At 39.5% G+C, this 26,238-nt stretch carries 25 protein-coding genes and 2 CRISPR repeat arrays; of the genes, 17 read left to right on the top strand and 8 right to left on the bottom strand.

The window, feature by feature from the left end; translation table 11 throughout:
- Positions 1 to 41: 41 nt before the first annotated feature.
- Positions 42 to 1,238: an ATP-grasp domain-containing protein gene (locus tag ACE1TH_RS11445; RefSeq protein WP_255224608.1), complete on the bottom strand. Its 1,197-nt coding sequence runs from the start codon at positions 1,236 to 1,238 to the stop codon at positions 42 to 44.
- A 245-nt stretch (positions 1,239 to 1,483) separates the two neighbouring features.
- On the opposite strand from ACE1TH_RS11445, the gene ACE1TH_RS11440 reads away from it, so the two are divergent.
- From ACE1TH_RS11440 to ACE1TH_RS11410, 7 genes are all read left to right on the top strand, one after another.
- Positions 1,484 to 1,612 carry a hypothetical protein gene (locus ACE1TH_RS11440; RefSeq protein ID WP_375079026.1) on the top strand — a complete coding sequence of 43 codons (129 nt, stop codon included), beginning with the start codon at positions 1,484 to 1,486 and terminating at the stop codon, positions 1,610 to 1,612.
- Between the two features lie 124 nt (positions 1,613 to 1,736).
- On the top strand, positions 1,737 to 3,008 hold the full coding sequence (locus tag ACE1TH_RS11435; RefSeq protein ID WP_375079025.1) for a sensor histidine kinase: 1,272 nt from the start codon (positions 1,737 to 1,739) through the stop codon (positions 3,006 to 3,008).
- Positions 3,009 to 3,018: 10 nt separating this feature from the next.
- Entirely contained in the window at positions 3,019 to 3,645 is a 627-nt protein-coding gene (locus ACE1TH_RS11430; protein ID WP_375079024.1) for an accessory gene regulator ArgB-like protein, read from the top strand.
- Positions 3,642 to 3,764, top strand: a complete 123-nt coding sequence (locus tag ACE1TH_RS11425) for an AgrD family cyclic lactone autoinducer peptide (protein ID WP_255224611.1) — start codon at positions 3,642 to 3,644, stop codon at positions 3,762 to 3,764. Before ACE1TH_RS11430 ends, ACE1TH_RS11425 begins: the two co-directional genes overlap by 4 nt.
- 2 nt (positions 3,765 to 3,766) lie before the next feature.
- Positions 3,767 to 4,495: a LytR/AlgR family response regulator transcription factor gene (locus ACE1TH_RS11420; RefSeq protein WP_375079023.1), complete on the top strand. Its 729-nt coding sequence runs from the start codon at positions 3,767 to 3,769 to the stop codon at positions 4,493 to 4,495.
- A gap of 57 nt (positions 4,496 to 4,552) precedes the next feature.
- Positions 4,553 to 4,855, top strand: a complete 303-nt coding sequence (locus tag ACE1TH_RS11415) for a TIGR04104 family putative zinc finger protein (protein WP_375079022.1) — start codon at positions 4,553 to 4,555, stop codon at positions 4,853 to 4,855.
- Positions 4,856 to 4,903: 48 nt separating this feature from the next.
- Positions 4,904 to 5,140: a DUF3977 family protein gene (locus tag ACE1TH_RS11410; protein ID WP_375079021.1), complete on the top strand. Its 237-nt coding sequence runs from the start codon at positions 4,904 to 4,906 to the stop codon at positions 5,138 to 5,140.
- 71 nt (positions 5,141 to 5,211) lie between these two features.
- Here the strand turns inward: ACE1TH_RS11410 and ACE1TH_RS11405 are convergent, their stop codons facing one another.
- From ACE1TH_RS11405 to ACE1TH_RS11395, 3 genes are all read right to left on the bottom strand, one after another.
- Positions 5,212 to 6,231 (bottom strand): TIGR04086 family membrane protein, encoded by a 1,020-nt coding sequence (locus ACE1TH_RS11405; RefSeq protein WP_375079020.1) that lies wholly within the window; start codon positions 6,229 to 6,231, stop codon positions 5,212 to 5,214.
- Positions 6,232 to 6,423: 192 nt separating this feature from the next.
- On the bottom strand, positions 6,424 to 6,549 hold the full coding sequence (locus ACE1TH_RS11400) for a hypothetical protein (protein ID WP_375079019.1): 126 nt from the start codon (positions 6,547 to 6,549) through the stop codon (positions 6,424 to 6,426).
- A 2-nt stretch (positions 6,550 to 6,551) separates the two neighbouring features.
- Positions 6,552 to 7,646: a response regulator aspartate phosphatase gene (locus ACE1TH_RS11395; protein ID WP_375079018.1), complete on the bottom strand. Its 1,095-nt coding sequence runs from the start codon at positions 7,644 to 7,646 to the stop codon at positions 6,552 to 6,554.
- Positions 7,647 to 7,874: 228 nt separating this feature from the next.
- Here ACE1TH_RS11395 and ACE1TH_RS11390 point away from each other — a divergent pair, with 228 nt between their 5' ends.
- Together ACE1TH_RS11390 and ACE1TH_RS11385 are read left to right on the top strand one after the other, a co-directional pair.
- The gene (locus tag ACE1TH_RS11390) at positions 7,875 to 8,054 is read left to right on the top strand and encodes a hypothetical protein (RefSeq protein WP_375079017.1); all 180 of its coding nucleotides are present in this window, start codon (positions 7,875 to 7,877) and stop codon (positions 8,052 to 8,054) included.
- Between the two features lie 21 nt (positions 8,055 to 8,075).
- A complete protein-coding gene (locus ACE1TH_RS11385; protein ID WP_375079016.1) occupies positions 8,076 to 8,489 on the top strand; it encodes a cytidine deaminase in 414 nt (137 codons plus the stop codon).
- 45 nt (positions 8,490 to 8,534) lie between these two features.
- On the opposite strand, the gene ACE1TH_RS11380 is transcribed toward ACE1TH_RS11385, so the two are convergent.
- Both ACE1TH_RS11380 and ACE1TH_RS11375 read right to left on the bottom strand, forming a co-directional pair.
- Complete coding sequence (locus tag ACE1TH_RS11380; protein ID WP_375079015.1) at positions 8,535 to 9,860, bottom strand: CitMHS family transporter; 1,326 nt, start codon at positions 9,858 to 9,860, stop codon at positions 8,535 to 8,537.
- A gap of 172 nt (positions 9,861 to 10,032) precedes the next feature.
- A complete protein-coding gene (locus tag ACE1TH_RS11375) occupies positions 10,033 to 10,464 on the bottom strand; it encodes a hypothetical protein (protein ID WP_375079014.1) in 432 nt (143 codons plus the stop codon).
- A gap of 186 nt (positions 10,465 to 10,650) precedes the next feature.
- Between ACE1TH_RS11375 and ACE1TH_RS11370 the strand changes: the two genes are divergently transcribed.
- Positions 10,651 to 11,745 (top strand): phosphotransferase, encoded by a 1,095-nt coding sequence (locus ACE1TH_RS11370; protein WP_375079013.1) that lies wholly within the window; start codon positions 10,651 to 10,653, stop codon positions 11,743 to 11,745.
- Between the two features lie 46 nt (positions 11,746 to 11,791).
- Here ACE1TH_RS11370 and ACE1TH_RS11365 read toward each other — a convergent pair whose 3' ends face one another.
- Entirely contained in the window at positions 11,792 to 13,378 is a 1,587-nt protein-coding gene (locus tag ACE1TH_RS11365) for an InlB B-repeat-containing protein (protein WP_375079012.1), read from the bottom strand.
- 205 nt (positions 13,379 to 13,583) lie between these two features.
- Between ACE1TH_RS11365 and cas3 the strand changes: the two genes are divergently transcribed.
- The 7 genes from cas3 to cas2 all read left to right on the top strand — a co-directional run bounded on the left by cas3 (position 13,584) and on the right by cas2 (position 21,822).
- Positions 13,584 to 15,992, top strand: coding sequence for a CRISPR-associated helicase Cas3' (cas3, locus tag ACE1TH_RS11360; RefSeq protein WP_375079011.1), 2,409 nt, complete (start codon positions 13,584 to 13,586; stop codon positions 15,990 to 15,992).
- Between the two features lie 409 nt (positions 15,993 to 16,401).
- Positions 16,402 to 17,112: a type I-C CRISPR-associated protein Cas5c gene (gene cas5c, locus ACE1TH_RS11355; protein ID WP_375079010.1), complete on the top strand. Its 711-nt coding sequence runs from the start codon at positions 16,402 to 16,404 to the stop codon at positions 17,110 to 17,112.
- A gap of 3 nt (positions 17,113 to 17,115) precedes the next feature.
- The gene (gene cas8c / locus ACE1TH_RS11350; protein WP_375079009.1) at positions 17,116 to 18,996 is read left to right on the top strand and encodes a type I-C CRISPR-associated protein Cas8c/Csd1; all 1,881 of its coding nucleotides are present in this window, start codon (positions 17,116 to 17,118) and stop codon (positions 18,994 to 18,996) included.
- Positions 18,993 to 19,850 carry a type I-C CRISPR-associated protein Cas7/Csd2 gene (gene cas7c, locus ACE1TH_RS11345; RefSeq protein WP_375079008.1) on the top strand — a complete coding sequence of 286 codons (858 nt, stop codon included), beginning with the start codon at positions 18,993 to 18,995 and terminating at the stop codon, positions 19,848 to 19,850. Before cas8c ends, cas7c begins: the two co-directional genes overlap by 4 nt.
- Before the next feature lie 16 nt (positions 19,851 to 19,866).
- Positions 19,867 to 20,496 carry a CRISPR-associated protein Cas4 gene (gene cas4 / locus ACE1TH_RS11340; protein WP_375079007.1) on the top strand — a complete coding sequence of 210 codons (630 nt, stop codon included), beginning with the start codon at positions 19,867 to 19,869 and terminating at the stop codon, positions 20,494 to 20,496.
- Positions 20,493 to 21,524 carry a type I-C CRISPR-associated endonuclease Cas1c gene (gene cas1c, locus ACE1TH_RS11335; protein WP_375079006.1) on the top strand — a complete coding sequence of 344 codons (1,032 nt, stop codon included), beginning with the start codon at positions 20,493 to 20,495 and terminating at the stop codon, positions 21,522 to 21,524. The genes cas4 and cas1c overlap by 4 nt, the downstream gene beginning before the upstream one ends.
- Before the next feature lie 7 nt (positions 21,525 to 21,531).
- On the top strand, positions 21,532 to 21,822 hold the full coding sequence (gene cas2 / locus ACE1TH_RS11330) for a CRISPR-associated endonuclease Cas2 (protein ID WP_375079005.1): 291 nt from the start codon (positions 21,532 to 21,534) through the stop codon (positions 21,820 to 21,822).
- A gap of 162 nt (positions 21,823 to 21,984) precedes the next feature.
- Positions 21,985 to 23,868: a CRISPR direct-repeat array (repeat unit 32 nt; unit sequence ATCGCACTCCTTGTGAGTGCGTGGATTGAAAT).
- A 97-nt stretch (positions 23,869 to 23,965) separates the two neighbouring features.
- Positions 23,966 to 24,393: direct repeats of the CRISPR family, unit length 32 nt; unit sequence ATCGCACTCCTTGTGAGTGCGTGGATTGAAAT.
- A gap of 158 nt (positions 24,394 to 24,551) precedes the next feature.
- Here cas2 and ACE1TH_RS11325 read toward each other — a convergent pair.
- The gene (locus ACE1TH_RS11325; protein WP_375079004.1) at positions 24,552 to 26,069 is read right to left on the bottom strand and encodes an SLC13 family permease; all 1,518 of its coding nucleotides are present in this window, start codon (positions 26,067 to 26,069) and stop codon (positions 24,552 to 24,554) included.
- Between the last annotated feature and the right edge of the window lie 169 nt (positions 26,070 to 26,238).

Here is a 26,238-nt window from a genome sequence, read left to right as displayed (position 1 = left end):
CTTCCATTGTGGGAGAGCGTTTCATGTATGTTGTGTAATCTTTACATCGTTTGTAGACGACTGAAAAATTGCTGAAAGGCGTGCTCGTTCTTGCTTGTGCACATGACATGTCCAGCACGATCATTATTCGTGGGCGTTTCATTTAGATGCTCTTGCGGTTCGTACTGTTCGTAATCTAGTAGCGTAATAGGTGTTTCAACGGTACGTAATTCTTCAATCCGTTCAATCCCGTTAAACGCATGGGTTTGCGGGTAAAAGAAATACATCATTGAGCTTGCTTTTGCCTTTGTTACAAGCGGATGTTCAACGGTTCGCTGTGTAATGGAAGAAATCCATAGCCGGTAAAGGTTAATCCCATACGAGTGGTAAACAAGGTCTGGGATTTGGTCACCTCCTGCTCGAAATGCAGTCTCGACAATAAAAGGATCGCCATTCTCATTAATAATAATCTCTGTGTGGGAAATGCCATTCTTTAATCCGATTCGTTTCAACGCTCGTTCAACGAAACGAATGGTGTTTAGCGTTTGCTCTCGTTCCATCGCACTTGGCGAAATGTGAGCAACTTCCGCAAATGAGCCTTGTCCCAGTTTGTATTTATCCGTCACGGAAGCAAATACAAAAGTACCATTCGACATCACGCTTTCTACACTGTATTCAGGACCCTCGACAAATTGTTCTACGATACAGTCCTGTTCAAGATTATGGTCCATTAAATAATCAAACGCTTTTTCTAAATCCTCGGTTCCATTGCAGCGAAATACACCTACACTGCCACTTAACGTTCTTGGTTTAATCATAATTGGGAAGCCGTGTTTAGTTGCAAACTCATAGGCATCGGCACGTTGTTCAACGGCTGCAAAGGCAACTGTGCGAAGCTGCTTTTCTTGTAGCGCTTCACGAAATGCATACTTATCGCGACTTAAACGAGCCATGGAAGGAGGAAGTCCACCTAATAAAAAATGTTGGTTGATCTGTGCAGCTAGGGTGACGGAAAATTCGGCTAGCGGTAACACCGCAATGATGGGGTCTTGCTCATGGATTTTCTCAAGTTGATCTAAAACAGAGTCTCCCAGCAACTCATTTTTTGGATTAGCAAAAATATGGTAGTCCGCGAGAGCATTGTATGGCGCTCGACCATGATCGAGTAATGTGATGCTATAGCCAGAATGAATGATCGTTTTAAATAAAAATCCTTTTGTATGATGAGTGCCTGTTCCTACTAATACGATGTTCCCCATGATTCTCATCTCTCCTGTTCAATCAATTGGTTTTTGAAACTCATTGTAGCGAACAAAATGATGAAAAAGGCGAAAGCTGCAGATGAGGGTAAGAATCATGTTTATTAGGACAGGATTTGGTCACATATAAAAGAGTTGTTGTCAAAGTCTTCATGAGTGATGAGAGAATCATTCATGAAGTTTTTTTATCGTATTTTAGGAAAAAAAGACTGTTCATCTACCTATTTTCCCAACTTTTGTTATTTATGTGTGCAGGTCACAATGGCGGATGTGACAATGCTTTGCAAAAATTTATGACGATGATTGGAAATGGAAGAATGCTAGATGGATTCTCTTGTAAGCCTGAAAGTAAGGAAAATAAAGCAATTGCGTAAGAGGGAAACTTAGCGGAATAACAGGGAATTTTCCCAACGCAAAACAAGGGTAAAATAAAAGGGAAATGAGTTTTATTTGCATAATGTTTATAGGATTCCAGTAGAGTAAAGAGGAGTAACGCAAATGCCTCATTTCATCACGTTTAGTTTAACCATTGTCGAGACATGGTTCATTATGTTAATTGCACTACAATTTATTCGAATGAAGATTCACAGGAATGAGCGCGTTTTTTTTATTATATCGTGTTCATTTTTAGCTGCGACGACATTTATTCTGCACGAAATCGATTTACATGCAATTCGCTTAGTCATATTCGCATTTTTGTTAACATGGACGATTGCGATTAAGAAAATGATACCCATGTATTATGCACTAGTTGGTGTACTTTTTTCGATAATTCTTGTGCTGTTTCTTGAAATGGTTATTTTTTCAGTTCTTCCGGTTGATCAAGAAGACTATTACAAAGCAGGGTTGGTAAGAAATTTGGCAATAACGGCAAACATTTTATTAATGGGTGCCCTGTTGGTTATTTTTAGAAAGAAGCAACTGTATTTTATTGATATTTTCGCATTCTCAAATGTTTTTAACGGCACTAAAAAACCGATCGCAACGATATCGAGTGTATTGAGCCTTTCTTTTTTATGTGCGATTTTCTTGTTTCTCCAGATTGGAAGCTACCAAGTAAACACATGGTACATTACGTTTATCTTATTTTGCTTTTTTGTATTCTTATTTAAGTACTCCATTAATAAGCAAATAAAGGATATGGAGAGAGAAATGCAGCGTACCCATGAGGAACATCTGAAAATTAATATTATGAACGAACGGAAAATCCGGCATGACTTTATTTTTCATTTAAATACAATATACGCAATGGCTGATTTAGGTCAGACAAAGGAATTAAAGAAGTATATTGAAGAGTTAAGCTCAGAAGTACGACTCGTCTATCGGAGTTTGCCATTAGAAGAAGTATCTTTATCAAATTTGATCATCAATTTTGAGCAAATGATGAATCACGATGCCATTCAACTGCATATCAAAATTGACGATACGCTTAAAGGCATGCCGCTCAAACCTCATGAAATTACAAGTGTCTTTGCGAATTTATTAACAAATGCGTATGAACATGTAAAAAAACACCCTCATGTAAAACAAGAAGTCGAATTACGTGTGTATGCATATGATTTTTCATATCGAATAGAGGTTACAAATGAAGTAGCCGAATTAAAAGTCATAGCCTATTTTGAAGAGCCTTATGTCCAAGATGCTTCAAAAGAAAGAGGGTATGGATTATTAAATGTACTTCAAACCATTCATTCGTATAACGGGCAAGTGTTTCCTGAACTGAATGCGGACAATCAACTAACGATTGTTCTGATTATACCTAGGAGGTGAACAAAATCGAATGAACTTACTCTCTCCTCGTGATGTAAGTGTGTCGCTGGCAGCTTTAATTGCTGAACGTATCCCTGAGTATGCGCCTAAACAAGATGAAATACGTTACGGTTTAGAATGGACATTCGCAGTCATTTTTCAGATCTCAGTGATTGTCCTTTTTTCACTTATAGTTAACCTGTTTATTGAAACAATGATCTGTCTATTTGTAGGTATTTTTCTACGTGCCATCGGTGGGGGCGCGCATTTCGCAAGCTACATGAAATGTGCCATCTACAGTATTGGTGTAATTGTGCTGATTGTGCTGGCTCCTGTTTATTGGATAACAATTAGTGAGCCGATTTTGATGATTATTGCTTTGTTTTCTTTAGTGGCATACGCCGTCTATGCGCCCGTCCTTCATAAAACAAAACATTTGTTTACTGATAAAAAGAAACGGGTGTTTAAGTGGATGACTGTTGGATTTATTCTCATTCTTATGCTTCTTACGTTCGTATTGGAGCTTTCTTCTCCAACGATTACGACAATTATTTGGTTATCAGTCTTTCTTCAAGCCGTATCACTAACCAAGCCTTTTCACCATTTCATTGCTTGGGTTGATGATAAAACAACAATAAGAAGGAGTGGAGCAGTATGACAAATTTTGTTTTAAAAATGTTAGCGGTATTTGGTTTAGCAAGTTCTAAGGGGACGTTAGCTTCTGTTTATTTCTCTCATGAACCGGAATTACCAGAGTCCTTAAAAGCAAAGGAGTAATCATGAGACTTGCCAAGCCGTTAAACATAATTGTAGTAGATGATGATCCCACGATGTTGCAATGGTATGAAAATTTCTTCAACGATTCTAAACACCATTTAGTTGAATCGTTGATTAACGGCCACGAATTGTTTGATATCTTAAATGAGAACTGCGTAGATGCAGTTCTCTTAGATATTGAACTAGAGGAAACAACAGGTCTAAAGCTTGCTAGAAGCTTAGCGATCTATCATATTGAAATTGTTTTCGTAACCGCCCACAATAAGTATGCGATCGATGGATATGAACATTATCCATTTGATTTCTTACTAAAGCCGATTGATAAAGTAAGGCTAGCGCAGACATTGGACAAACTTGCTCATAAAAAGGGGGCGGAAGGGTCAACGCAAAAAATTGGATTTAAAGTGAAAGAAGGACTCCATTTCGTTGAAGTGAATGATATTTTATTTATAGAAAAATACAATCGGAAATTATTGATACACTTAGAAAAAAAAGATTCGATTCAAATTACTGAAAGCCTAAATAATATCGAGATGAAGCTAGAGAAATACGACTTTTACCGCATTCACAAATCGTATTTAATTCCATTAGCCCGTGTCGAATCGCTATCAAAAGATGATTTTATGAATTCCTTTAATCTTGTTTTACGAGGAACGGATACAACATTGCAAGTCAGCAAACATAAAATAAATGAACTAAAAGAAAAAGTTATGAAGTCGTCTGATATATAAGTGTGAATTGTGAACTTTATGTCAATTTGTTACAATGGAATGAAGGGGGGCGACGAATTGAATTTACCAAGCTGTTGGTCTTGTAACCATTCATATTCTTACAAAGAAGCGTATGCTTGCTCGTTCGGTCGTTCAAAATGCCCAGCATGTAAAGAAAAGCAATACCAAACGAAAAATAGTTTTATTACAATGGGTATACCGATCGTACTAATTTTGTTGATTCCGCAGTTTGTCATTCAAGTGTTTGCTTCACTTTCATTTACAGCTCATGTTGGCGCTGTTTTAATCCTGTTCATTCCACTTACATTGGTGCTGCCGTTTTTTTATCAATTTACAAATGAAGACAGGAGATTCGATTAAGACCGCTATGATATAGACGGTCGTCTTTTTTTTTTGGAGGGTGGTTTGTTGAAATACTTGGAGTGTGGGATTGGCAATCGCTGGTTGTTGCGGACTGAAGTTGAACATAAAGATGGAACGGAAGTTGAGTACCGTGGATGGCAGGGACCGATTGTATGTCAATCCTTCTATATTAGAGTCTGGGTTGGGCGAGCTGTTTACATCATAGATCTTAGAGAAGGATTTAAGAAGCAGTCGAAGAAACAGCGAAGATTTAAATGTGTTGTAGGGATCGTGAGTAAATAAGAGGGCCAACGTCACATTAATAATTAAAAAATAGACGAAGAAGCAGTTCTCCTCCGTCTATTCCTTAGTATTTATTCAAATTTACGAGCTACTTTTGTACCACCGAAACCAGCGAAAGCTGTTCCAATCAGGGTAAGAAGTAATGCGGCAAAGCCCCAAATAGACGCTGTTGCTGCAGTGTTTGTTGCTTCTTCCGCTTCAACGCGCAAGTCTTCAATTGTTGATTCAAGTTCTGTAGCGGCTTCATTTAAAGCTGCTTCAGCATTGTTTAAATCAACGCTAATATTTTCAACTGCAGTTGCAATATTTGATGTGATTTCATCGACCTCATCTTCTGACAAGTCTGTATTATTCGCAACCGCATTTTCGATCGCTTCTTCATCGGCAGCTTCTTCAATTTCTTCTGCTCGATTCGTCAGCGTTGTAGCTAAGTCATCGACAACTGATTCAAAATTTTCAGGGTTCACGACCACTTCATTCGCAGCATCTAAAATATCATCACGGCTTTGTGCCAGTTGATCTTCTAAGTATTCTGGTTGAAGTTCCGGAATCTCTGTATCTTCTAAAATCTCTTCAACGTTTGCTTCAATTTCGTCTGTATCAATGCCTGATAATTCATCCGTTATTGAATCGAATGTGTCTTCAATCGTGTCTTGTGCACTTGAAGCGGCAGAACTAACTCCTTGTGCAGCGGCATTACCAACTGAACCGAGCACCGATCCTACACCTTGGAGAACGTTTGCTGTCGTAAAGGATAGGACTCCGAATAAAAGGACAATACTTGTTGCCCACGTTAAGAAACCGTGAATCAAGCCAGCGCGACCTGCCATGGCACCAGCAACAAATCCTGCAGCGCCTAAAGATAAAAGTAAGGATGCAATGACCCAGATAATTAAACCTGTTCCAACATTATCAAATGGTTGGTCCGATGTAAGATCTGTCACACCAAATCCAATTGCAGATCCTAACAAACTAAACATAATAAGTAGGGCTAAAAACGTGAACACACCACCAATAATAGCTCCCCAAGAATTATTACGACCCGCGTCGTTATAATCTGGACGTGTTGTACTTTCTTTTCTTGATTCCAAGCATATCTCTCTATCTCTCTAATTAGGTTTCGGTAACAAACACTCTTACAGGAATTAACAACAGAATAAATCAATTCCATCTATGGGAGTCGTTATCACCGTGCTGCCCTTACTATTACCTTATTCCTAGTTCATTAAACATCTTTGAAAAAAGGATTGCATAAAAAAAGAACCCTTGATGGGTTCAAAAGCTTAGTGACCATGATCGGCTTTACTATGCGTGCTTAAAATCGTCTCATTTGAATAGTCATTATAAATGGTTGGGGAAATTGAAAATAGAACCAAGCTTAGTAAAGTGAGAGAGAACCACTTTTTCATAATTAATCAACTCCTAATTTAAGAAGGTTTTTCTTCGATGAATATGCTTCTCGTAAATATTTTATGGATAGTTCCAATCGATTTTGTTCTTCAAAGTAGATTGCCAACTCATCCGCTATTTCTTCTGCTTCAAAATAAAGGGTATGATCTTTTAACGTTTGAAGAGATTGATCAATAAGATCAAGGTCATTGTCTACATATAACCCTTTTAGTATGTAGCAATTCGATATAAATTCAACTAGGTCAAACTGTTTTGCTTCTGTTAAGCCCTCTTCTAAGAGAGTGATTGCGTCTGTCGTTTCGCTCATTTTAAATAAAGTTTGTGCTAGATTAAACTTTGTTTTAGTAGCAAGTGGGTGTGGATCTGGCCCCACTTTCTCTAAAGCATTTTTATAATATAGTTTCGCAGCTGTATAATTTTTATAGCGGTATTCATTAATGCCTAGCATCCGAAGAACTATAATTTCAGCAAGAGGGTGGTTCTTTGCGTGAATGAGATTTTCTTGAAGAATACCATTTGCTTTTTCATAGTTTTCCGTTTCGGAGAATAAACCTGCTAATAAATTGTAACAAAATATTGTTTTTTCAGTATACCGAAGACGATCGAACGTTACGATTGCGTCTTCTAAGTAGGAACTTGCGAATAGGTATTGATTTACTCTATAAAGACTTGATCCCATATAGTAATGGAACTCTGCTTCTTCTGCGTCGTCGTTTACATATTCTAGTAACCGTTCTGCTTTACGAAACAGTTTAATCGCACTACGATAATGATCTTGCATGAACTCATGTTGTCCGCTAATGAAATAATAAAAATAATGTAGGAGATTGTCCATCGAACTTCTTACAACAGGATCAACGTTTTTAAGCATTTCGTCGCCTGCTTCTTTATCGGTTGTTTGGTTCATCATCATGTCAAAGCGGTATTCGACGAGGGCATAGTAAGCAAGAATTTGATCACTTTGTTCCATTTTCTTAAGCATGTCTTTAATTTCAACTTGTAGAAGAATGGATTGATCAATGGAACGAGCGATGATACAGCTATACCACTCTACAATTTTCGCGCCCACAACTTCTGAACGGATGGAATTCGACATTTATGAACCTCCTTTCCTCATTTATAGTCTAATTTTACTATGAAATGCAAATAATTGTAAGAACAATTAAATATTTCCCAATATACAATTTGTTAAAGTTAGGTGGTCCATAAGCATATAGCCAATTCTTTCATTTTGTGTGTGCAAGTCATTTAATAGGCGAGGAACGTTCTCATTTGTTTTAATTTAGTAAGTGGGAAGAAGGATAATTTGAAGGAGTGTTGAAAAATGGACAAACAAGCGTTGAAGAAATTAAGTCAAAACCGAACCGTACCAATCTATGATTGCGATTATCATCAATTTGATGAGCACTTGGAGTTTTATACGGCGCTAGGGTTTGAATTAATCTACTACCAGAAAGCACCTTATCGTTATGCGTCTGTCTTTAAAGATCAACTAAACAATTAAGGTATTTGGGGAGGAAGAGGAATGAAGGTAAAGCCTATAACAAAAGAGGATATAAAATTAATTGAAGCAGCTGAACAAGTGATCGAGCGAAACTATCGCTACGGTAAGCATCACATTGGTGCCGCGGTTCGTACAACGTCTGGTTCGATCTATTCAGCTGTTCATTTGGAAGCCAATGTTGGCAGAATAGCCGTATGTGGAGAGGCGATGGCTTTAGGAAAAGCAATCTCTGAGGGAGATCATTCGTTTTCGACCATAGTTGCTGTCGCACACCCGCATCCACATGAGGAGACGGAACGATGCTGGGTGGTTGCTCCTTGTGGAATGTGTCGAGAATTAATTAGCGATTACGGAAAAGATGTGGACGTCATCTTGCCTTATAAAGGGGAAACCGTCAAAGTGAATGTGCTCGAGTTGTTGCCAGAGAAATATTAAAATAAAACGATCCTTCGCATAAAAGCCAAGGATCGTTTTTAAAATCTAGACAACGCCGATTAAGACAGCGATTAGGACCATAATAATACTGAAACCCCAGAACCAGAAGAATGAATAGCGAATGTATTTCCCCATATCGATTCCTGCAAGTCCAACTGCTAGCCAAACAGCAGGTGCTAGAGGGCTAACAAATGTACCGACCACATTTCCAATCATCATGGCGTAAGCAGTGGAAGCACTGGCTACACCAACTTCAGATGTAATACTCTCCACAATTGGCATAAGGGCGAAGTAATAGGCGTCCGTACTTGTAATAATGTCAAACGGAACACCGAACATACCAACGATAATATGTAAAACCGGTAACACAGCCGCTGGTAAAATCGCAATACTATCAATGGCAATCGATTCTAACATCCCAGATCCATCTAGCACACCAAGAAATGTTCCAGCTGATAAAATCACTGCAGCCATGAGCAAGGCACTAGGTGAATGTGCTTTAATCAGATCCATTTGCGTTTGTACATTCGGATAGTTAATCATCAGCGCTAGCACAAGCCCGATCATAAATATATAAGCGGATGGAAGCGGGTTCCAAACTAAGACGATCAGCAATAAGATAAACAGAATGGCATTTGCCCAAATAAGATGGTAGCGCTTTAATTTTGGATCTCCTGAATTACTAATCGATTGTAATGCTTCATTTAAATCAGCATCGGTCATCGTTGTCGCAGCAGCTTCAGAGTGAGCTGATTTTTGAATACGTTTCTTTTCTCTAAGTCCAAGTATAAAGCCTAATGCTAAAACAAGGACGATACCAATTAACTGCATTGGAATAAGCGGAATCCAAATATCGACAGGATCGCCACCAATGACAGTCGCAACTCGACCAGTTGGACCAGCCCATGGAACCATGTTCATGATCCCAGCACTAATCCCGACGAGCATGACAAGTAAATATGGACTCATACCAAGACGTTTGTACAAAGGAAGAAGAGCAGGAATCGTTAACAGAAACGTTGTTGCGCCAGCTCCGTCTAAGTGTGCAATGGTTCCGATTGCAGCAGTACCAACTGCCACTGTTACAACATTTCCTTTTGTGAGTCGAACCATACCACGAATAATCGGTTCAAAAAAGCCGGTGTCTTGTAACACGCCAAAAAATAGAATTGCAAAGATAAACATAATCGCGACATCTAATACCCGATCAATCCCGATTTCAAAGAAATTTGTAATATCGCTTGGACCAAAGCCAGCTATGAATGCTCCGACTAATGGAACAATAATCATCGCGACAATTGGACTTGCTTTCCCCCATATAAGCAACGCTACGGTAATAAGAATAATGGAAATACCAATAATGCTTAACAAGCTAAACCCTCCTGATGTAAAAACGAAATGTTTACGCTTACATATCTTTATATTTTGATAAGATTATCACATTAACTTAAACAACGGAGGTTCTGGAGATAAAGAAAATATCGTTCATTTTGTTCACAGAGGTACTTAACTAACAAAAAGCCTCACCAGATTAAGGGTCAGGCTAAACATGTTCTTTTACATCTAACACAATTTTACTAAGTGGAATGGTTGTAATTCCTTTGGCAGTAAGTAAATCTAGTTCATCTTGCTTGATACGATTTCCGTAGATTAAGTGGTAGTCCCACTCCACGTTTGGAACTAGTTTTTCGCGTGCCGCACGTCTTTTAAAAGACGTGAACGTATCTTGAAGCCAACGATCGACTTGAGAAGCAGGGGGAGGTGGAACGTTTTTGCTATGAATTCCATGTAATGAAGATGAATGTAGGAACAGTTCATGATCCTGAACTCGAATCTCGCAGTGAATGTAGCGCCAATTCTTGCCGTTTTGATTCTGAACAGCTAAAAGGTCATAGTCAGCTCCCTCTCCTTTAATCGTAAAGAAGCCTTGCTGATTATACCAATATTCGACTAATTTACTAGTTGGTAGAGTCATGGAAATCCTCCTAAATCCTCATATTCCTTCTATTATAGCAGGCATATGTCGAATAAACGATTAAAAAGAAAGGGGAAATAGAGAAAAAAAGCGAATCAAAGGAAGGGAGTTATACCAATATTAGTATCGTTTGAACCCTAAAAAGACGCTAATCGATCTTCAAATTTTTTCGTAGAAAGGGGCATTATGAACAAAACTAATCTTCATTTAGATGTAAATCAAGCTATTTTAAGAAAATGTGTGTCCGAGCACCTTCAGCTTTCTTTAACAGGGAAGAAGCTTAATTGGAATGTTGAACCAGTAACAAGCGAGATTAATTTTACAACCAAAGGTATATACCGTGTTTTTGGAAACGTCGATAATGAGATAGAGTGGTCCCTTATCCTGAAAATTCTTCAAGAAGTAGAGGATAAGCTAGATCCGCAACATCATAACTACTGGAAAAGGGAAGCGTTGGTACTTACATCAACGGTTCTAGACCAGTTTAACAACATTTTTAACGTGCCAAACTGTTTTCACATTGAGTGTAAAGAAGATAGGACCATCTGGCTATGGATGGAGGAAATGAAGTCAGATTGGACGCGTCAAATTTCAAGCGGAGATCTTGCTACACTTGCTTACAAATTAGGGAAATTTAATGGTTCTTACATACAAAATTCTTACGACAGTAACTCTTTTCCTTGGATTTGTCGTTCTTGGCTCGCGTCTTGGACAAAAAGCAGTCAATATTATGCCATACAAGTTGAAAATTACACTCATCAATTAGATCCAATGTTAAAAGAGATTGCGGATGCGTTTATGGTACTTAGAGGAAATTTAGCAAATGACATCGCTTCTCTAAAAGATTTGCCACAAGTTCTTGCTCATCAAGACTTAAGCAAAGGCAACGTATTTATTTCAGGTAAGAAGCTAACATTAATTGATTGGCAGTTTATGAGTTATTCGGGACTTGGTGAAGATTTAGGGAAAATGTTTGGCGTCATGCTAAGTCAAGGAATCATCCCACACCTTGAGGCTGAGGAATATCGAGAACAATTGCTAGAATATTATACAAAGGGCCTACAAGATGCGGGATGGCAAGGAGATAAGAATTTGCTGAAATATGGTTTTTATTTATCGTTTTCTGTAAGAAGCGTATGGGAAGTACCGAAACTAGTCGAATGGTCGCTCGAGGGTAAGTTCGATAGGGCGTTTCAACAATTACTCGCTATTGTTCAATTTCAGTTAAAAACGTATGATGACGTACATACATTAGGATTTTCATACAAAAAACAACCCTAAAGCCAACAAGGTGTGAGCACAGGGTTGTTTCTTGTGTTTAGATAACTCAATGACACTGTCGGCGTTTTAATGCTCTGCAACATTCTGCCAGTTTAATATAGTCAGGCTTTGATGACCGACGAACTACTCGCCATTGAGCGTAAAGAGTAATGGTTTCGCCCGTGCCGATTAGTTGTTGACCAGGAGCGTATGAAAGTCCACTTCCATCTGGAGCTGTGTTCCAAGATAAGAAACGGAACCCTGGTCTAATCGGTATCGTTTGTGGAATAGTGGCTTGTTCACCTAAAAGAAACGAAATTGGTGCAGGGATGTTCGTAGCTGGTGGTCCGCCAGCATCATTTGCTTCAAATAAGATCGCTGCATCTAATGGTATAAAATCAGCAATAAAGCGTAAATTTCCAGTTGTACCTACTGGTATTTCAGTGACAAGGTTACCGGTGGGATCTCGCCAACCTAGAAAAGCAAAACCAGGTAATGTTAAAGGTAACAACGTAATTGGTAACGATTCTGCAGTGTATTGAGTAGGATTTGGATTCAGAGCACCTTGCGTGTTTTCATAAGTGATCGTAAATGGCAGATCCCTCGTTAACGCAATACTTCCATTTACAATTTCCACTTCCCAATCGTCATAACCAACTGGCGGTTTAATAAAAGCTCTCGCATCTGCAGGAGTTAAAACCGGATAAGACGGAGTCGGCGCTGCGATGATTATACGACTACCTTCTGGATTAACAGGGAGATAAGAAGAATTTGTTAACTGTAGCGTTGCACCATCTACTGAAGAGATGATTTTTGGAATGCTTGGTTCGTCAGCGATGGCTAGGCTTAAAGTAGGTTGACCGCCGATTTGAAAATTAGGCTCAGCTGTATAAACATCGGCTGCTTCAGGTGCATTATTGCCAATAATGCTTATGCTTCCCCTTAATGAAAAATCCCCACTGTTAATAAAATTATAAATTCCACCTCCCGCAGTTTGGGATGTATTTCCGGTTATGCTGCCTGCAGTCAATTCTGATGAACCCCCATTAATATTAATAATTCCTCCCCCATTCCCAAGAGAGTTATTATTTGAAATTAGTCCACCATTCATCACAAATCTACTATTAGTATCCTGATTATCAATCGCACCGCCTTCCGTGTTGGCAGTATTGTCAATAATAGACCCGTTGTTGAAAGTCACTAACCCCCCAAGACGATTCGCAATCGCACCACCGAATCGACTTGTAATATTATTCGTCAATACTGCACCGTTAATTGTTGTTGTTCCTTGATTAAGGAGAGCCCCACCATCAGCTGAATTGATGTTGTTTTGTAAGATGGCGCCAGTGTTTAACCCTAACTGGGATCCTGAGGTAACATAAATAAGGGAACCGGCAGAATTATTGATACCATTTAGTATAAGATCTTGTATGGAAACTGAGGCATTTGCTGTTAAATTGATTAAACTACCACTAGTAAATCCTTTTGATAGTGTGGATTGTATACCTTGAGCGGCTCTAAACGATGTGAGAACCGTATCAAAGCCAATAATGATTGGTCCTCCTTCTATTGTAATATCATTCGCAAGTTCAATCGTCGGATCTGAATTCGTAACCGCTTCTCGAAATCCTTGCTCTGTCGTTACAACAGCCATACTATTCCTCCCTATGATCATGATTCATACATTCTATGCAGCCAAGCTTTATCTCGTAGGGGCATATATAGAGAGTTTATGAAAATAGGGAGAGAGCACATTTATACAGTCGATGGTAAAAAACACGAATGATGTAAAAAAGAGGAGGATATTGTGGAAGAGAGGCGAACTTGTGTAATAGGTCAAAAGAATTACAGGAGGAACTATGTTTGTTGCGCATTATCGTGAATATGATCTAGCGAAACAATCTGTTCGTGAACATTTATTAGAATCAAAAGCGTTAGCCGAAGTATGCGGATGCAAGCTCAATCTCCAATATGTCGCTGGTTTAGCCGCTCTACTGCACGATTTAGGCAAGTATAGTGATGATTTTCAAACGTACCTTTATGAAGCTGTATTTCAAAAGGATAATCCTACATTTAAAAGAGGCGAGGTTGATCATGCTACAGCTGGTGGGAAGTTGCTGTATGAGATGTACTATCAAAAAGAGAACGCTCCTCATGAAAAGCTACTAGTAGAAATTGTTGGAAATGCGATTATTTCTCATCATGGCAATCTTCATGATTTTATTACCCCAAAACATGATTCGGATTTTTTGAGAAGAATTACAAAAAAAGAAATTCCGCAATTTAAAGAAGTTGAGGAACAGTTTTTTACAGAGGTGATTCCAAGACAAGCGTTTCAAGAGTACGTTGGAAAAGCAGTTGAGGAATTAAAGCAATTCGGAAAGCTGAATGGAAGGGTGCAATTTTTCCTATCAAAATTTATTTTTAGTTGCGTAGTAGATGCAGATCGGACGAATACAAGAGATTTTGAAGCTGGCGTATCTTCAAGTACTTCAAGTGGGAATCAAGTAAAATTTGCGAACTACTATAGTGTGTTAATTGACTATTTAGAGAGGTTAAAAGAAAAACCCGAATCAAGTCATCCTATTAATGTATTACGCGCTAAAATGTCTGAACAATGCGATCGGTATGCGGAAAAGCCATCTGGTATTTATACGCTCTCAATCCCGACAGGAGGCGGTAAAACGTTAGCAAGCTTGCGGTATGCTTTAAAGCATGCAAAGAAATTTGGAAAAGATCGAATCATTTATATTGTTCCTTATACAACGATTATTGAACAAAATGCACAAGAGGTCCGTGAAAAACTAGGTGCAGAAGACGATTTGCTTGAACATCACTCTAACATTATTAATGACACAGTATGGAGCAACAAAGGTATCATTGACGAATTTGAAGAAGGACGAATGACGAAACAACAAAAACTCAAGCTGACAAAAGATGATTTTTCCGCACCGATTATTTTTACGACAATGGTGCAATTTCTAAACATTTTTTATGCGAAAGGTAATCGAAATACACGTCGTCTTCATAATCTTAGCAACGCTGTGATCATTTTCGATGAAGTGCAAAAAGTACCGTTGAACTGTGTTTCTTTATTTAATGAAGCAGTCAATTTCTTAAATCAAAAAGCAGCATCTAGCATTCTCTTATGTACGGCGACACAGCCAGCATTAGAAAGTGTTGATTATAAGCTATTAAAAGAGGCAGATGGAGAAATAGTTGAGAATCTTTCGGAGGTAGAAGAAGCATTTAAACGAGTTAATATTATTGATCGAACAAAGCCAAAGATGAACAATCAAGAGTTAGCGGATTGGCTTCAAGCTGAGGTGAGAGAATGGGGCAATGCCCTTGTTATCTTAAACACAAAACGAGCTGTTAAAGATCTCTATGAAACATTGAAAGGTAATGCAGTCGACATCTTTCATTTGAGCACGTCGATGTGCGCCGCCCACCGGAAAGATCAGCTAAATGAGATTAAATTAAGGTTAAAAAGTAGCGAGCCATTTATATGTGTTACGACCGCATTAATCGAAGCTGGCGTTGATATTAGTTTTAAATGTGTGGTGCGGTCACTTGCAGGCTTGGATTCAATTGCGCAAGCAGCTGGTCGTTGCAATCGGCACGGTGAGGATGATGTTCGAGATGTGTATGTGATTGATCATAGCGAAGAAAGTTTAGGCTATTTAAAAGAAGTTGAAGCGGGGAAAGACGTCGCTCAAAGTTTAATTGCTTATAATACAAAAAATCAAAGTCACATTAGCTTGCTTTCAAAAGAAATGATGAATGCTTATTTTAAGTCGTTTTACGAGAAACGTGAGACAAGTTTAAACTACCCGATTTCTGAGCTGGATAAGAATATGACCACCTTGTTATTAAAAAATAGACATCAAGAATATGTGTCGCACTTTAATGCGAAACATGAACAATCCTTTCCTTTTATTTCATCAAGCAGTTATAAGACTGGCGTCGATTATTTTAGAGTGATTGACAGCCCAACTGAACCGATTCTTATTCCTTATAAAAACGGAAAAGACATTATCGCTGAACTTGAAAGTAGTGAAAGAGTAGAAGACCTATCTCGACTTTTAAAACAAGCCCAACACTATACCGTCAATGTCTATCCAAATGAATTAAGAAAACTGAAGGAAGCCAATGCCATTGTTCCTCACATTGATGGTACTGTCTGGGTGTTAAAAGAAAGGTGGTACAGTGGGGATTACGGAATCGATTATGAGGGAGAAGGGGAGATGGAATTTCTAGAAGTTTAAAAGGATAAACCTATCTTCTTTGTAGGTAAGATAGGTTTCCAATCAAAGAGATAACTATTTCAATCCACGCTACTTTAGCGAATTTTAATTCTAACATATTTAAACGAGAAATATATATTTCAGTTAACTCTTAGTTTGAAGGATGTATACATTTTACCTATTTTGTCAATGATGGTACTAGCTTGTGAAATAAGGGAGGTGGCATTTAATGTTGATACTAAATTTGTTCAAAAAAGCTAAAGAAATAAAAAATATACAGATTGAAGAAGTTAAGTTAATGCAGTTGCAGTTAATATCAATCAAGTCATTGAAAAGAAAATAAATGAAAGGATTTAGTGGTACGAATATTATAAGACCTCTCGTACCACTGTATCTTTTAATTGTAAATTCTCCAAAGGAGGTGAAATCATTGAAAAACGAAATTCAATTTGAGGTCTACGGTGATTATGCCTTGTTCACTGACCCGCTTACGAAGATTGGTGGTGAAAAGCTATCTTATAGCGTGCCAACCTATCAGGCGCTAAAGGGAATCTGCGAGTCTATCTATTGGAAACCAACTATTCTTTATTATGTTGATGAAGTGCGAGTGATGAAGCCGATTCAAATGGAATCAAAAGGTATTCGACCCATCGAATATAGCGGGGGAAATACGTTAGCGAATTATACGTATTTAAAAGACGTTCATTATCAAGTTCGTGCACATTTTGAGTTTAATGAAAACCGACCGGAGCTAGAGTTTGACCGGAATGAGGGGAAGCATTACAGCATTATGCAGCGCTCCTTAAAAGCTGGGGGACGACGGGATATCTTTCTTGGTACTCGCGAGTGTCAGGCTTATGTTGAACCATGTGAATTTGGTAGCGGTATAGGAGCTTATGATGATAAAGAGACGCACCACTTAGGCACGATGGTGCATGGTTTCAATTACCCTGACGAAACTGGAAGAAAGATGCTTGAAGTACGCTTATGGCAGGCGGAAATGACAGGAGGCATCATTACATTTGATCGTCCTGAAGATTGTCGACTTGTTAGACCGATTAAAGAAATGGAAGCAAAACTGTTTGGACAAGATTCGATTACATCTGTTGATGAACTTTCTAAACAGCTAGGAGGTGAATAAAAGATGAGCTGGTTGCTTAATTTATATCGTACGTATGAAAAGAATGAAAGCCAAGTGGGGATATGGAAAACGAGAGGCGAAGATCGTGAGTATACCTTACTACCTATCTCACATACGACTCAGAATGCACATATTGAAGTGACTGTAGATGATCAAGGGAATTTCTTGCGAGCAATGCCGTTGAAGAAAATGAATACACTTATTCCATGTACCGAAGAATCAGCTAGTCGTGCTGGTGCGAAAGTAGCCCCATATCCGTTGCATGACAAATTAAGCTATGTTGCAGGGGATTTCCAGAAATATGGTGGCCAAATAAAGAATGCAGATGATATTCCGTATAATGCGTATCTAAAGAATTTACAAGCATGGGCCGAATCGGAATTTGCGACTAATAAAGTAAAGGCCATTTATACGTATGTGCAGAAGGGTTCGTTAATTGAGGACTTAGTAAAAGAAAAAGTGTTGCATCTTAAAAATGGGAAGCTCATTGAAAAATGGGATAAATCACTAGAGGCGTCTTTAGGAGAGAAACCGGATATCTTTTCAAGTGGAACGACCGAACAAACGAGTGCTTTCGTTCGTTTTAATGTTTTTTCACCAACATCTACAATTGATGTTTGGCGAGATAAAGAAATGTACGATTCTTTTACTTCCTTCTATAATGACCAGCTAAGTGATGAGGATATTTGCTTCGTGACAGGTGAGGTAGCCCCGTCAACAGAGAGACACGCCAATAAAATTCGTCATGCGGCGGATAAGGCAAAGTTAATCTCTGCAAATGATACAAGTGGTTTCACGTTTCGCGGTCGTTTTAATAAGAGCGTGGAAGCAATGGGCATTAGCTATGATGTTTCTCAAAAGGCCCATAATGCGTTGAAATGGCTCATTGTGAAACAAGGTAAGGCGATTGATGATAGGGTATTTCTTACTTGGGCAAATAATGATGAATCATTGCCAGATCCAGGCGCAGATGCAGCCAGTTTTTTTTACGACGATGACGAGGAAGAAGAAACAGAAGCCGTTACGGGAGAGGGAGTTGCAAAAGAAGTAAGTAAAGCGATTGGCGGATTTCGTCATGACTTTGATTACAAATTAGATGTTAATTTCCTCACCCTTGATTCTGCCACGACGGGAAGGATGGCTGTTCTTTACTATAGAAATATTAATAAAGAGCTTTATCTAAATCGTTTGGAAAGTTGGCACAAGAGCTGTGCGTGGGAGCATCATTTTAGGAAAAATGACAGCGGAAAAAGAATCTCGTTTTATGGGGCACCAGCTACAAGAGATATCGCATGGGCTGCATATGGACCAAGAGCAAGTGACAAGGTGATTAAAGGGGCAATGGAACGCTTATTGCCATGTATTATCGATGAACGGTCGATTCAAAAAGATATTGTGAAGAGCGCCGTGAACAGAGCGTCTAACCCAGTTGCGATGGAGAAATGGGAATGGGAAAAGACGTTAAGTATTACGTGTGCCCTTGTTCGGAAAATGTACATTAAGGAGGACTGGCAAGTGGCGTTAAATGAAGAAACGACAGATCGCAGTTATCTATTTGGGCGGTTATTGGCAGTAGCGGATGTGTTAGAAAGAAGTGCCCTCGGAAGAGATGAGAAACGAGCGACGAATGCGATTCGCTATATGAATTCATTTTCAAAAAATCCTTCAAGAACTTGGAAAACTCTTCAAGACAGTTTACAACCATACCAAGCAAAATTAGGTACAAAAGTTACACGCTATTCGAAATTAATTGATGAAATCGGCGATGCGATTGACCTTCAAGATTTCACGAATAAACCGCTAGATGAGAAGTATTTATTAGGTTTTTATAGCCAACGACGTGAGCTTTATAAAAAGAAAACGGAAGAGGAGACTGAAGTATGAGTGCGTTAGATAAAAAAATTGATTTTGCTGTAGTGTTGTCTGTATCAAAAGCGAACCCTAATGGAGACCCGCTTAATGGGAACCGGCCAAGGCAAAACTACGATGGGTATGGAGAAATCTCTGACGTGGCGATCAAAAGAAAGATTCGTAACCGTCTGCAAGATTTAGGAGAAGCTGTTTTTGTTCAGTCCGATGATCGCAAAACAGATGGATTTAAAAGTTTACGTGATCGAGCAGACTCGAATAGTGACTTGGCGAAAATTTTAAAAGCGAAAAATCCTGCCGCGGATGAGTTTGCAACCATCGCATGTAATGAGTGGGTTGACGTAAGAAGTTTTGGTCAAGTATTCGCGTTTAAAGGGTCAAATTTATCAGTAGGTGTACGTGGACCTGTGTCTATTCAAACAGCAACAAGCATTGACCCAATCGATATTGTCAGCACGCAAATCACCAAAAGCGTGAATTCTGTTACAAGCGATACAAGAAGTTCAGACACGATGGGCATGAAGCACCGCGTAGACTTTGGTGTCTATGTATTTAAAGGAAGCATTAATACTCAGCTTGCGGAAAAAACAGGCTTTACATACGAAGACGCTGAGAAAATCAAGCAAGCGCTCGTAACTCTTTTTGAAAATGATAGTTCTTCCGCTCGTCCAGACGGCAGTATGGAAGTGCATAATGTCTACTGGTGGGAACACTCTTCTAAACTCGGACAATATTCTTCAGCAAAAGTTCATCGTTCTTTGCAAATTAATGCGAAAACGGAAACGCCATCCGCTTTTAATGAAGAAAACTATGCAGTAGAGTTACATGATTTAGAAGGGTTAACACCAGAAATACTCGATGGTCAATAATGAAGATGAATACCTGATGTTATCAGGTTTGCAGCACTTTCAATTCTGTAAACGTCAATGGGCGCTTATTCATATTGAGCAACAATGGGAAGAAAATGTGAAGACAATTGAAGGTCAACATCTTCATAAAAAAGCAGATCAACCGTTTATCAAGGAAAAGCGTGGAGAGAAGCTAATTGTTCGTGGAATGCCAATCCAATCCCACGAATTAAAGCTAAGCGGAATATGTGATGTTGTTGAATTTCATGCAAGTAAAGATGGCGTGTCGATACATGGGATTGACGGCACGTATCTTCCTTTCCCTGTCGAGTACAAAAGAGGAAAACCTAAAAAAGGAGACGAGGATGTTGTGCAACTAGCAGCTCAAGCGATTTGCTTAGAAGACATGCTCGTCTGTGATGTAAGTGTTGGCTATCTTTTTTATAACGAAATTAAACACCGGGTAGAGGTTCCCATTACTGAGACGTTAAAACAGCATGTGCGTAACATTGCAATTGAAATGCACGATTATTATAGAAGAAGGCATACGCCAAAAGTAAAAACAGGTGACTTCTGTAAAAGCTGCTCTCTCCAACACATCTGCTTACCGAAATTAATGAATAAGCAAACGGTGAAGCGCTATATTGATGGGAGACTGGCCGAATGAGAAAACTTTTAAACACATTATTTGTCACACAGCCTGACGTTTACCTCTCCCTTGATGGCGATAATATTGTATTATTGAAAGATGACCAAAGGCTTGGTAGGGTGCCTCTTCACAATGTTGAATCGATCGTTAGTTTTGGTTATACAGGTGCTAGTCCAGCGCTAATGGGTTACTGTGCGGATCGCAGCATTGCCATTACGTTTCTAACAAAAAATGGCCGTTTCCTTGCACGCGTAATTGGTGAAAGCAGGGGAAACGTGGTTTTAAGAAAAACCCAATATCGACTATCTGATTCAGAAGAAGCTTCAACCAAAATTGCACGTAACTTTATTACGGGGAAAGTGTATAACCAGAAATGGATTCTTGAGCGAATGACGCGGGAGCATCCGTTAAGAATTGATGTAGCAGATTTTAAGACAACATCTAGCCTCCTGAGCAAAATTCTGTTAGAAGTACGGCAGTGTACAAATTTAGAGAGTTTACGTGGATGGGAAGGCCAAGCTGCGATTACGTATAACAAAGTGTTTAATCAAATGATACTCCAACAAAAAGAGGCATTTTATTTTCACAATCGTTCAAGGCGACCACCCAAAGATAATGTAAATGCGATGCTCTCGTTTGCTTATACATTACTGGCTAATGACACAGCAGCGGCTTTAGAAACGGTCGGACTCGATGCCTATGTAGGTTTTATGCACCAAGATCGACCAGGAAGAGCATCGTTAGCATTGGATGTCATGGAAGAACTACGAGGCGTTTATGCGGACCGCTTTGTTTTATCTGTTATTAATAAAAAGATTCTTACAGAAAAAAGCTTTTATCAAAAAGAAAGCGGAGCTGTCTTAATGAGTGATGAAGCCCGTAAAACTTTCTTAAAAGCATGGCAAGAAAAGAAGCAAGAAACCATTACGCACCCATACTTAGGAGAAAAAATCGCTTGGGGACTTGTGCCATACGCACAAGCTCTTCTTCTAGCAAGGCATTTACGCGGTGATTTAGATGAATATCCTTCATTTCTATGGAAGTAGGTGAAGTATGCTCGTATTGATTACATACGATGTCAAAACATCAAGTCCAGGCGGTACAAAAAGGCTACGACGAGTATCGAAATCGTGTCAAAACTATGGACAACGTGTGCAAAACTCTGTGTTTGAATGTGTACTAGATGCGACCCAACTTGCGATTCTAAAACATGAGCTGTTCGAAATTATTGATCCCGAAAACGATAGCTTACGTTTTTATCGATTAGGGAATAACTATAAGAACAAGGTTGAACATGTTGGCGCAAAACCTTCTTTGCAAATAGAAGACCCACTCATCTTCTAACAGGTGCGGACCCTAAGCGAACATAAACTCCCTAGGAGACCCGCACCAGATTTTGAGGTGAATGTGTGATAGTATGTAATAGAAGTTGATTTTAAGTTCGTTTTTTGGTTCTATTTTTTGTGATTTTTAGTGTAATGAGGTTGTTTTTGGCCTTATTTCGCTATCGCACTCCTTGTGAGTGCGTGGATTGAAATTTACATTAATTAGCCAAATTAAAGAAAATAATGTATCGCACTCCTTGTGAGTGCGTGGATTGAAATCTTTGTTTTTGTATCATTATTTAATGTTGACCGTATCGCACTCCTTGTGAGTGCGTGGATTGAAATTTTATTGACTTTGTAACCGTAAGGAGCCAACCTTGATCGCACTCCTTGTGAGTGCGTGGATTGAAATATGAAGCGTTAAGATACGAAGTCAATAAGCTTAAAATCGCACTCCTTGTGAGTGCGTGGATTGAAATATCCGTGATTCTGTCTATGAGCCACAGGAACGTCCATCGCACTCCTTGTGAGTGCGTGGATTGAAATCGTATGCGAATATAATTTCTCGACTGCATTTAAATCGCACTCCTTGTGAGTGCGTGGATTGAAATTTTGCTCAAGACTAAGCGTAATGCTCATGTATTATCGCACTCCTTGTGAGTGCGTGGATTGAAATCAGTTCTACTTCGTAAGTATTAGATAACTTGGTCATCGCACTCCTTGTGAGTGCGTGGATTGAAATATCCTCTTAATCGAGTAGCTAATCAATTAATTAATCATCGCACTCCTTGTGAGTGCGTGGATTGAAATATGCACACATATATATAGGAAGAAATCTGATATTCATCGCACTCCTTGTGAGTGCGTGGATTGAAATTTCTTTACCTGCTTTTATATTATCTGCAACAACATCGCACTCCTTGTGAGTGCGTGGATTGAAATATCCTCTGCGTCCTTAACTTCGTCTGCCTGCGTTATATCGCACTCCTTGTGAGTGCGTGGATTGAAATTCCCCAGAAGTATCAAACCTTCTCCCGAGAAGATCGCACTCCTTGTGAGTGCGTGGATTGAAATCCTACTGACTATGAAGATGACCGCTCAACGATGATCGCACTCCTTGTGAGTGCGTGGATTGAAATTGCTTGCTCAACACGTACACGATAATAATCATCATCGCACTCCTTGTGAGTGCGTGGATTGAAATTTTCATCTGTCTCGCTTGCTCTGGCTCCAACTCAACATCGCACTCCTTGTGAGTGCGTGGATTGAAATAATTACACCTATTGAGACGATTAAAACAGGCTTTGATCGCACTCCTTGTGAGTGCGTGGATTGAAATACTAAGAGGACGGATATGGATTAATGATCTATTATCGCACTCCTTGTGAGTGCGTGGATTGAAATAATCCTTTGCTCATCGATTGACTTAGGTTCGGCGATCGCACTCCTTGTGAGTGCGTGGATTGAAATCGTACTGATTTATTTATCGCTCTATGTGCTGGTCATCGCACTCCTTGTGAGTGCGTGGATTGAAATTTCACAATTGTTTCTGTTGTCGGAGCCCAATGTTCATCGCACTCCTTGTGAGTGCGTGGATTGAAATTGCTTCGCGTCTATAAGGTGCCAGCAATTCCCGATCGCACTCCTTGTGAGTGCGTGGATTGAAATGATACAGTGGTCTAAGTCTACGCCAACGAATGGATCGCACTCCTTGTGAGTGCGTGGATTGAAATATGTTTTTTAAAGAATGCTAGAAAGGTTTTCGGTAATCGCACTCCTTGTGAGTGCGTGGATTGAAATCGAAGAATAACGCGACGATGGCGACTCGATCCTCAATCGCACTCCTTGTGAGTGCGTGGATTGAAATCTTAGCAATCTCCCAAGCGCGAACCATAACGTTTATCGCACTCCTTGTGAGTGCGTGGATTGAAATTTTAGAGCAATCAATTAAATTTGAGAAGTTTGCTATCGCACTCCTTGTGAGTGCGTGGATTGAAATCCGAAACACCAGGAACGAGATCGACCAGCCTTGGATCGCACTCCTTGTGAGTGCGTGGATTGAAATATCAACTTCTGGACCCAGCACACAATGACAACTTATCGCACTCCTTGTGTGCGTGGATTGAAATATTCGATTACCGCCTTTTGTTGTTATTTTGTCCCATCGCACTCCTTGTGAGTGCGTGGATTGAAATTGAACCGCGAATGGAAACGCGAGATGACGAAACTATCGCACTCCTTGTGAGTGCGTGGATTGAAATGTTAGTTAAAATAAAAGCGTAGGAGTATCGGCATTGCACTCCTTGTGAGTGCGTGGATTGAAATCCTAAAGCGGTGATTGAATCTCCTCCTAAGTACATATCGCACTCCTTGTGAGTGCGTGGATTGAAATAATAAAATAATTAGCGCTTGAAAAGAGGACTACATCGCACTCCTTGTGAGTGCATGGATTGAAATATATCGGAATGGCGATCGCTCTCCGTCGCGCCCTATCGCACTCCTTGTGAGTGCGTGGATTGAAATAATGATCGTTTGGGCAAGGTGGAAAAGAGCCGTGGATCGCACTCCTTGTGAGTGCGTGGATTGAAATATGGATCTGCTTAAATTTATTACAACAGGTATGATCGCACTCCTTGTGAGTTCGGGATTGAAATTATAAAGGTTGATTCGAGCTCGAATTTTTTCTTCAATCGCATTCTTTAATCATAACAACAACCCTATTCAGCGTTCTGAATAGGGCTGTTCGTCTTATAATCCAAATACGATTGGCATCCAGAAGTAGACGGCTCCGGTTATAACAATAATGGAGGCGATGTTTAACCAAACTCCTGCTTTCGCCATGTCGCCGACTGCGAGATAGCCTGCGCTGAATACTGCGGTATTCGGAGGTGTAGCAACGGGCAACATGTAGCATGAACCTGCTGCCAGTGCGGCGGCGGCCATAAGTGGTAAAGGATCGATTCCTAAGGCGATCCCAAGTCCGACCGTAAGAGGTAGAATTAAGTTTGAAACTGCGGTATTTGATAGAATTTCTGTAATACCGAGTACAAACACAACTAGAAGCAATAGTACAAAAATGTATTCCATACCTTGGAGCATTTGAAGTACATTTCCAATTGATTCATTTAGGCCCGATTCACCAAAAGCAGCTGCGATGGCCATACCGCCACCAAACAGAATGAGGATTCCCCAAGGGAGGTCTTTCATATCTGCCCATTCCAGTATTCGTTCGCCTTTTTGGGAACTCGGAATGAAGAAGAGTAACAGGGCACCGAATACGGATATCGTTGCATCATTTAAGTTATCAAAAAATTCTCCGACGTTGCCGGGTATAAATCCAAGTGCTGAAATAAAAGGTGATAGCGTCCATAGTAAGACTGTAATAGAAAACACAACCGCAACTTTTTTTTCATCAGATGTAAACTTTCCGAGCTTTTTTATTTCTTCTTTAATAAAAGCCATTGTACTTTCTGTATCTTCACCTTCTGCATCTACTTTGAATTGTATTTTCGTAAGGTAGAAATAGACGATAATGAGTAAGACGAGCGCTACTGGTCCTGCAAACATAAGCCATTCAGCAAATGTTACGGTACGATCAAGCTGGGAAGAAGCGATCCCTGCAAGGAGTGCGTTTGGTACTGCTGCAACGAGTGTGGCGAGTCCACCAATTGTTGCAGCGTAAGCAACCGCTAGTAAGATCCCTTTTGAGAAAAATTCGAAATTTTTACCTTTAAGTATCTGTTTATCTTTTACTTCATTAATTAAGGCGACCGCAACGGGAAGCATCATTAGCGCGGTTGCCGCGTTCGAGACAAACATTGATATGGCGGCAGTTGCGAGTAAAATACCGAGTATAATTCGGTTACTTTTTGTCCCAATCATTTTGATAATGTTTAACGCTATGCGTCTATGTAAGTTCCATTTTTGAATAGCCAGCGCAATAACAAACCCACCACCGTACATGAAAATGACGGAGCTACCATAAGCTGGTGCAATTGACCCGATTTCGACGCCGTTAAATGCAGGAATTAGAACGAGTGGCAAAAGGGCGGTGGCGGCCATATTAATCGGTTCCGTTACCCAGTATGTAGCCACTAAGAGTGTTACACCGAGTACAATTTTCGGCTCATGAGATAAAGCGCTTTCAGGAATAAGGAAATAAACTAAGGCAAATAGTATAGGGCCTAAGATAAGTCCGATTAAATTGCGAGTTGAATAGTGCTTATTGTTTCCTGTTTCTTTTTCTGTCTCTTTAATTGCCTCCATAAATCTGTCTCCTTATCAACTATACTTAAAAAACTAGTATAGTGTTTTTATTGCTAGGATGTCAAAAGGGAATAAGCGCCATAAAACATAAAAACGGATGTAGAAATCGTTTAAATCAGCAGACAGACTGAATAGAAGAATTCTTAAAAAATTGATTAAGTGTAACGAT

It is taken from the genome of Shouchella sp. JSM 1781072 (genome assembly GCF_041949915.1).
Classification (GTDB): domain Bacteria; phylum Bacillota; class Bacilli; order Bacillales; family Bacillaceae_D; genus Shouchella.
The sequence above is the reverse complement of the archived record's forward strand: the minus strand, read 5'-3'. Positions and strand labels throughout refer to the sequence as shown.

Excerpts from the sequence above, each read along its gene's own strand:
- ACE1TH_RS11440 (WP_375079026.1), top strand. The coding sequence starts at position 1,484 with ATGTGTGCAGGTCACAATGGCGGATGTGACAATGCTTTGCAAAAATTT.
- ACE1TH_RS11395 (WP_375079018.1), bottom strand. The coding sequence starts at position 7,646 with ATGTCGAATTCCATCCGTTCAGAAGTTGTGGGCGCGAAAATTGTAGAG.
- cas2 (WP_375079005.1), top strand. The coding sequence starts at position 21,532 with ATGCTCGTATTGATTACATACGATGTCAAAACATCAAGTCCAGGCGGT.
- ACE1TH_RS11375 (WP_375079014.1), bottom strand. The coding sequence starts at position 10,464 with ATGACTCTACCAACTAGTAAATTAGTCGAATATTGGTATAATCAGCAA.
- ACE1TH_RS11445 (WP_255224608.1), bottom strand. The coding sequence starts at position 1,238 with ATGGGGAACATCGTATTAGTAGGAACAGGCACTCATCATACAAAAGGA.
- ACE1TH_RS11390 (WP_375079017.1), top strand. The coding sequence starts at position 7,875 with ATGGACAAACAAGCGTTGAAGAAATTAAGTCAAAACCGAACCGTACCA.
- cas7c (WP_375079008.1), top strand. The coding sequence starts at position 18,993 with ATGAGTGCGTTAGATAAAAAAATTGATTTTGCTGTAGTGTTGTCTGTA.
- ACE1TH_RS11370 (WP_375079013.1), top strand. The coding sequence starts at position 10,651 with ATGAACAAAACTAATCTTCATTTAGATGTAAATCAAGCTATTTTAAGA.
- ACE1TH_RS11325 (WP_375079004.1), bottom strand. The coding sequence starts at position 26,069 with ATGGAGGCAATTAAAGAGACAGAAAAAGAAACAGGAAACAATAAGCAC.
- cas1c (WP_375079006.1), top strand. The coding sequence starts at position 20,493 with ATGAGAAAACTTTTAAACACATTATTTGTCACACAGCCTGACGTTTAC.
- ACE1TH_RS11420 (WP_375079023.1), top strand. The coding sequence starts at position 3,767 with ATGAGACTTGCCAAGCCGTTAAACATAATTGTAGTAGATGATGATCCC.
- ACE1TH_RS11430 (WP_375079024.1), top strand. The coding sequence starts at position 3,019 with ATGAACTTACTCTCTCCTCGTGATGTAAGTGTGTCGCTGGCAGCTTTA.
- cas4 (WP_375079007.1), top strand. The coding sequence starts at position 19,867 with ATGTTATCAGGTTTGCAGCACTTTCAATTCTGTAAACGTCAATGGGCG.
- cas8c (WP_375079009.1), top strand. The coding sequence starts at position 17,116 with ATGAGCTGGTTGCTTAATTTATATCGTACGTATGAAAAGAATGAAAGC.
- ACE1TH_RS11435 (WP_375079025.1), top strand. The coding sequence starts at position 1,737 with ATGCCTCATTTCATCACGTTTAGTTTAACCATTGTCGAGACATGGTTC.
- ACE1TH_RS11385 (WP_375079016.1), top strand. The coding sequence starts at position 8,076 with ATGAAGGTAAAGCCTATAACAAAAGAGGATATAAAATTAATTGAAGCA.
- ACE1TH_RS11400 (WP_375079019.1), bottom strand. The coding sequence starts at position 6,549 with ATGAAAAAGTGGTTCTCTCTCACTTTACTAAGCTTGGTTCTATTTTCA.
- ACE1TH_RS11365 (WP_375079012.1), bottom strand. The coding sequence starts at position 13,378 with ATGGCTGTTGTAACGACAGAGCAAGGATTTCGAGAAGCGGTTACGAAT.
- cas3 (WP_375079011.1), top strand. The coding sequence starts at position 13,584 with ATGTTTGTTGCGCATTATCGTGAATATGATCTAGCGAAACAATCTGTT.
- ACE1TH_RS11425 (WP_255224611.1), top strand. The coding sequence starts at position 3,642 with ATGACAAATTTTGTTTTAAAAATGTTAGCGGTATTTGGTTTAGCAAGT.